Source organism: Acidimicrobiia bacterium, from assembly GCA_029210695.1.
Classification (GTDB): Bacteria; Actinomycetota; Acidimicrobiia; order Spongiisociales; family JAHEDJ01; genus JAHEDJ01.
The window spans coordinates 1-6,205 of record JARGFH010000034.1; the positions used below are offsets into that span (position 1 = coordinate 1).

Consider the following 6,205-nt stretch of genomic DNA (forward strand, 5'->3'; position numbering starts at 1 on the left):
CTCGACACGACCGACAGGGTGATCAAACGCCAACGATGTCCTGAGCCTTTCCGCCAACGATGTCCTGAGCCTCTCCCAGTAGGCAGTAGGCAGCTCATAGCCTACGGCCTATGGCTCGGCCTACGGCCTGGTCTCTAGCCCCCGCTGCCGGTCTCCCCAGCCGGAGGCTCGGTCGGAGCATCGGAGGGGGCCTCTGCGGGGACGATCAAGCCGCAGGCGATGAGCGTCTCCTCGGCCGGCGCTCCTCCGAAGCGGATTCGTTCGAAGGCGGTGACGGCGCGGAGTTCTTCATCGCTGAGGTCGGCTTCGAAGCCCGGCATACCACCCTGGACGGGTTTTGCCTCGGCGCCGTACGTGCTGCCGACGGCAACGCTCCAACCGTCCGAGCCGAGGGTGATCCACTTGATGTGGTCGTCACAAGTCGGCCAGGTGACGATCACTGCCCCGCCCGCCATGGCCGGGCCGGTGCCGCCCTGGCCGTTGGCGCCGTGACACGATGCACACTGCGCTCCGGCGGTGTACACCTCCTGGCCGAGGGCGAGCAAGGATGCAGCTTCCGCGCCGCCGCCCCCGCGGCCCTCGAAGGGAGTGCCATCACAGTTCACGAGGGAACCATCAAACGCCACCTCGAGGCGGCCGCCGTCACCGCAGGCGACTCCGTTGGAGTTCACGACCAGGTAGAGCAATCCGAAGAGTGGGATCACCAGGAAGGCGGCCACCATCCAGGGGGAGAAGGCCGAGCGGCGCCCGACCGTCTCAGCCATGACGTGGGCAGCGGTGGGCGTGATGGGCGGCGCCTCTTCAGCGGACTGCTGTGCAATCGCTGCGGTTGGTGGTTGCTCCTCCAACTTCGGGGGAGCTTCGTCCGGGCGGGATTCCTCGGGAGACGGAGCTCGAGACGGCTGAATACTCTCCGCCGGCTCAGTTGCAGCAGGCTGCGGCGGAGGTGCTCCACCGGTCCAGGCAGCCAGGATCTCTTCGGGTGACGATCCGGTCGCGGCGGCGCGAGCCTCCGCCGACCTGCGGATGAGCGCTTCGGATGCTCCATATTGCCCGGCGAGAGTGGTGATGTGTTCGTTGCTCACTTGGATTCCAGGAGATAGTCGACGAGGTCCTCGATATCGCCGGCGGACAGGTATCCGAACGAGGCATGTTTGCTCCCGGCCCTGAGGGCCTCCGGATCCTCGAGATAACCGGTCAGCCAGACAGGATCGTCGGTCGGCGGGCGGGATCCGATGTGGGTGAGATCTGGTCCGTTGCGCCGGAGACCGGGGACCAGCGGACTCCCAGACAGCGTGACGATCCCGAGGTCGGCGTCGGTGACCACCGGCCGGACCTGCTGGGTGTGGCAGAACGCACAACCCTGAGCCAGATAGACATCCCGGCCGTGTTCGGCGCCGGCCGACAGAACGATCGGATCCACCGCATCGAGCACCTGGGCATTGCCGGCCGAGGCGGGAGCGATGACCGCGGCAAAGAACATGATGGCGAAGAGGGCTATGGCGCCGAGGAGCAGCGAGCTGAGTGTCCCGCCCGGCATCGGCGCTGGCTCATCCATCGCGACCGGCGCAGAGAGAACGGCTGCCGCAAGCGGGGTGGGTGCCGGTGGAGCTTCGGCCGGGACGGCTTCCGGTTCCGGTCGCACTACGGCCTCTTCGGACTCTGGCTGATCAGTCGCCTCGACCTCGACGGGTTCGGGAGTGATCGCCATCGATTCGGGCGCTTCGACGACGGCCGGGGTCGAGGCTGCCGGCGGTGGACTGCCGCCGGCCCAGGCGTTCAGCACAGCCTCGGTAGCGGCTCCCTGGGCGGAGGCACGCGCCGCCGCCGAGCGCTGAATCAGGGCGGCAGAAGCACCGAAGCGCTCGGCGAGGACGTCGACGACTTCCTTACTCACCTTCGGCCTCCGCGGGAATGAGGACCTCGTGGGCGATCGGCGTTCCAGAGGTAATGGTCCTGTAGATGACGTAGCCGTGCACGAGTTGACCGACGAAGGTGATGAGAACACCGACCAGTGCGAGGGATCGCAGGAGGGAGATGGCGTCGAGAGTCTGGGTGAAACCGTCTCCGGTGTTGACGTATGCGCCGCTGTACGTTGCGCCCGTCCAGGTGAACCCGGCAACCAGACCGGTCAACCAGAGGAACACCGAGGTCGACGTCACTCCGATCATGGTGAGACGGAGGTGCCATTCGGCCAGGCGGTCATCGTAGAGATCCCGGCCGAGCATCCGCGGCAGTGCGGCATAGATGAATGCGGCGGCAATCCAGCCTCCGATTCCGAACAAGAGGAAGAACGACGTTCCGTCCCACCATGCGGTGAGTCCGACTATCGAGGCGACCGACCGGAACCCGGCGAGGGCCGAGAGCGCGATCGGAACCGGTAGCAGAGCGGTGGCGGCCAGCACGAAACGCAAGGGCACCGACGATCGCACCAGGTCCCACCGGCCGCGCACAGTGGCGGTGGCGTTGACGAACGCCGTGATGGCTACCACGACGAGTACGAGACCCAACACGATCGCTGAGGTTTCGAGCCAGTCAGGTGCAGGACCGTGGGTGAATCTGGAGTATCCGGATGCCCCTCCTGCGAGGGCGAGTGTCCAGAAGCCGATGCGGGCGATCTGTTCGCTGAACAGCGGTCCCTCCGTCAGCTTTGGAATGAGGTAGAGCGCGATGCCCAGCGCGGCGCCGACGATCCAGAGATAGTGGAAGGCTGCCGTAGTGAATGAAGACAGTAGAGAGACACCTACCGGGTTGAGACCGGGGAGATTGGACACGCCGGCAATGACGGGCAGCCAGACAATTGCTGCGGCCGTGTACAGCAGAGATGCGGGCGGGGTAATTCTCGATCTGGATCTGAGCGTTGCGGTGACGACGAACGCCGGGACTACGAGCCCCGCCAGCAGGAGAAAGTCCGCCCACTGTGGGAACTCGAACAACTCGAAGCCATCACCCGCGCCAAGGCCTATGGCTCCCGTGCCCAGGAGGACGACACCGGCCAGGTACCAGACGTTCAAGCCGGCGAGTCTTCTGTAACGGAGCGGGGAACCACCGAGTCGAGGAACGAGGTAGTAGGCAGCACCGATCAGTGTCGGAGTGAGCCACCCGAACATCGTGACGGCAGCGGCCATTGGACGAAGTCGTCCGTACGTCCAGAACCCCAACCCATCCAGGAACGCCGGGAAGACGCCCTTGATGAATTGCACCAACGTGAGGAATCCTGCCAGGAGAAGGAAGGCTGTCCCTAACAACAGGTGTCGTCGAGCGACCGGGTCGCTGTCGATCGAAGAGGCTGAGTTGTGGTGCGTCTCAGCGACCAACGCGGGTCCCTTCAGGTCGTTGTGGCGACCAGAGACTAATGGATGGTCGGGGTAGGTGCCGCTCAGGGGACGCGCGACGCGATCGTCACATGTGTTGAACCGTCGGCAGCAATTGGCAATTGGCAATTGGCTCAGGCGACGACCGAATCCGTGACGAGCAGGCGGATCACGGTCTGGCTGTGAGGCGACTAAAGTCCCGCTGCCGGAAGGAAGTGCTCGGCTAGGGTCGACCTGCCCCGGCACCGAAGCGAGTTTGAGGGCGATATCGCAGTGCACCGTCTTAGTCAGCTCGACGACATGCAGAGGAGGCGGCTGGGTTCCGCTCTGTTCTCGGTTGGGCTCTTCCTCCTCGCCTTCGGCGTTCTGTTCGCCCATTACTCCGGGTTTCCGGAAGGGGAGCGCGTTGACTATTTCGGTTGGTTCCCGCGCGGCTGCATGCTCGGCTCCGAGCGCTGTGTTCCCTGGTCCACCGGCGGCCAGCTCATCGCGGCGGCCGGTTCGCAGCTCGCCATCGCCGGCGCTCTCCTCCTGTGGGTCGCCAATCAGAGGATGACCTGGGCGAGGGCCGGGTTTGCCGCGCTGCTGACGTGGCTCGAATTCGTGATCATCTTCGGCATCGTTCCGTCGGAGTGGCTCAATCTCAGCCAGGGACCGCTGGAGCTGACCAGACAACGAATCGCTCTCACCATTCCCTCCTGGCTGGTCCTTGGCAACGATGTATCGATCAGTTGGGCTGCCGTGAAGGATGCCATCTCCGGTGGGTACAACCTGGGGGTGCTCGGTGCTGCAATCGTCTTCGCGTTCAAGATCCAGGATTGGGGCAAAGCGAAACCCAAGGCCGTAATTGTCGAGAAGACTTCACTGTACGGCCGGCCTCTCACGAGGGGAGAGCGCTGATGGCCCGCACGGACGCCTGGATCGAAGCGCCTCCATTTCGCGACGATTATCAGTTGACGCTCGTGGACACCGACACCGTTCAGAAGGCCGTCCGCCCCAAGCAGTTCCTCCATATCGACCAGGCCGAGTGCATTCTCTGCGAGGGATGCGTTGACATCTGCCCGTGGAAGTGCATTCACTACCTCTCGCTCGATGCTATCGACGAGGCGTTCGGAGTCGAGGATCCGTCAGAGGAAGAGGGCGCCTTCGGGTTCTTCGTGGTTGATGAGGAGGCATGCACCCGTTGCGCACTGTGTATCGATCGGTGTCCAACGAACGTGATCACCCTCGGCAAGTTCGCGGGATCGGTTTCAGACAGTGCGCGAGAAGCGGGCGTCCTGGAGGCGCCCTGGAAAGTCGACACAGGGCAGCGGGATTTCAAGAACGGGTACGCCTACGGCGTCCGCTGGTAACGGGAAGGTACGGAACGTGGCGAACGGGAACGGCAAGACTGGATTGCTGAACACGGTGCAGGAGAAGGCGACGGAACTCGGCGACCGCGTAACGAGCAGTCAGGCCTGGGACTCGGTGTTCCGGCCCGGATCACCATTCAAGAAGGGCCACACAGATAGTCCCAGGAACCGGTCGTACGTGGTGATGAACAACGTGCTGTATCACTTGCACCCGGTGAAGGTGAAGCGCCACGGCGTCCGTCTCTCTTATACGCTCTGTTTGGGCGGCCTGAGCTTCTTTCTGTTCATTCTGCTCACGATTACCGGCATCTTCCTCATGTTCTACTACCGCCCGACCGCCGAGGCCGCCTACGTCGATGTGGCCGCCCTCTCGACCAGCGTCGCCTTCGGGTCGCTGGTCAGGAACATGCACCGGTGGGGGGCTCACCTCATGGTTCTCACCGTGTTCCTGCATATGAGCCGCGTGTTCTATCACGGCGCCTACAAGCCCCCTCGCGAGTTCAACTGGGTGATCGGCGTTGTGCTGTTGCTCCTAACTTTGTTGCTGTCGTTCACCGGGTATCTCCTTCCGTGGGATCAGCTCGCCCGCTGGGCAGTGACGGTCGGCACCAACATGGCCGGGTTCGTTCCGATCTTCGGCGACCAAGTGCGATTCGCATTACTGGGGGCGGCCGATGTCTCGGCCGACACATTGCTGCGCTGGTATGTCCTCCACGTGCTCTTCCTGCCCTTCATCATCGTTGTGTTCATGGCCGTACATTTCTGGCGAGTCCGCAAAGACGGCGGCATCTCAGGCCCGCTGTAAGGAGCTCCATTGGTCGATATCCCAGAAGAACTCCTCCGGCGATCTGCCGCAGCACGAGCTGCCGCCACGGGCGTACCCGTCGATGAGGTGCTGGCCGAGATGCGAGCTGCGGTAGGGAGCACCGCCTCGGCGCCACGGGTCGAGGACGCTCCTACCGACGGCGAACCAGAACATCCGACGACGCTGTCCGACGATCTCCTCACTCGCGAGGCGGCGGCCCGGGCCAGGGTCCTGGGCGTCCCGGAAGCTGATGCCGTGGCGGAGTTGAAGGGCGAGAAGGAACTCGTCATACCGCCGTCCGCCAAGAAGCAGGAGGAGAAGGCGCCGGCGGAATCGCAGGCTCCGGTAGAAGCACTGGTCGAGAATGAACCGCCGAGCGCTCCTGTGGCAGATACACCGGCAGTGCCCTTGCTCGGGGCCGGAGGCGAGATCGATTACGCAGCGGCGGCGCTGGCAGTGGGTATGCCCGAGGCGCTGCTCAAGCGAAGCGTAGAAGCCAAAGCAAAGGCCAGGGGTCTCGATCCGGTTGCCGTCCTTGCTGAGATGACCGGCGGGAGCGTCGAAACCGTGGTGGAACCCGTTGCAGTTGCGATGGAGCCGGCTTCAGAGGCTGCCCCCCCTACACCCGCCCCAACCGTGGCAGGTCCTGCCGGCGAACTCGATTGGGCGGCGGCTGCGAGTGCGGCCGGTATGCCGGAGAAGTTGTTCAGGCGGAGTGTGGAGGCGAAGGCGAA

The 6,205-nt window shown here is 64.1% G+C and carries 7 protein-coding genes; 4 read left to right on the forward strand and 3 right to left on the reverse strand.

Annotated elements, in window-relative coordinates; all coding sequences use genetic code 11:
* Positions 1-134: 134 nt before the first annotated feature.
* The 3 genes from P1T08_11640 to P1T08_11650 are packed head-to-tail and all read right to left on the reverse strand — an operon-like array spanning position 135 to position 3,692.
* Positions 135-1,085 carry a c-type cytochrome gene (locus P1T08_11640; GenBank protein MDF1596722.1) on the reverse strand — a complete coding sequence of 317 codons (951 nt, stop codon included), beginning with the start codon at positions 1,083-1,085 and terminating at the stop codon, positions 135-137.
* Positions 1,082-1,897 (reverse strand): cbb3-type cytochrome c oxidase subunit II, encoded by an 816-nt coding sequence (locus P1T08_11645; GenBank protein MDF1596723.1) that lies wholly within the window; start codon positions 1,895-1,897, stop codon positions 1,082-1,084. The genes P1T08_11640 and P1T08_11645 overlap by 4 nt, the downstream gene beginning before the upstream one ends.
* Positions 1,890-3,692: a cbb3-type cytochrome c oxidase subunit I gene (locus tag P1T08_11650; GenBank protein MDF1596724.1), complete on the reverse strand. Its 1,803-nt coding sequence runs from the start codon at positions 3,690-3,692 to the stop codon at positions 1,890-1,892. The genes P1T08_11645 and P1T08_11650 overlap by 8 nt, the downstream gene beginning before the upstream one ends.
* Here P1T08_11650 and P1T08_11655 point away from each other — a divergent pair.
* The 4 genes from P1T08_11655 to P1T08_11670 form a co-directional block, all read left to right on the forward strand.
* Positions 3,615-4,214: a hypothetical protein gene (locus P1T08_11655; protein MDF1596725.1), complete on the forward strand. Its 600-nt coding sequence runs from the start codon at positions 3,615-3,617 to the stop codon at positions 4,212-4,214. The genes P1T08_11650 and P1T08_11655 overlap by 78 nt on opposite strands.
* Positions 4,214-4,666: a 4Fe-4S binding protein gene (locus tag P1T08_11660; GenBank protein ID MDF1596726.1), complete on the forward strand. Its 453-nt coding sequence runs from the start codon at positions 4,214-4,216 to the stop codon at positions 4,664-4,666. The genes P1T08_11655 and P1T08_11660 overlap by 1 nt, the downstream gene beginning before the upstream one ends.
* Positions 4,667-4,709: 43 nt before the next feature.
* A complete protein-coding gene (gene extP, locus P1T08_11665) occupies positions 4,710-5,471 on the forward strand; it encodes a selenite/tellurite reduction operon b-type cytochrome ExtP (protein ID MDF1596727.1) in 762 nt (253 codons plus the stop codon).
* A gap of 9 nt (positions 5,472-5,480) precedes the next feature.
* Positions 5,481-6,205 (forward strand): hypothetical protein (locus P1T08_11670; GenBank protein ID MDF1596728.1); only part of this gene is annotated, 725 nt, incomplete at its 3' end.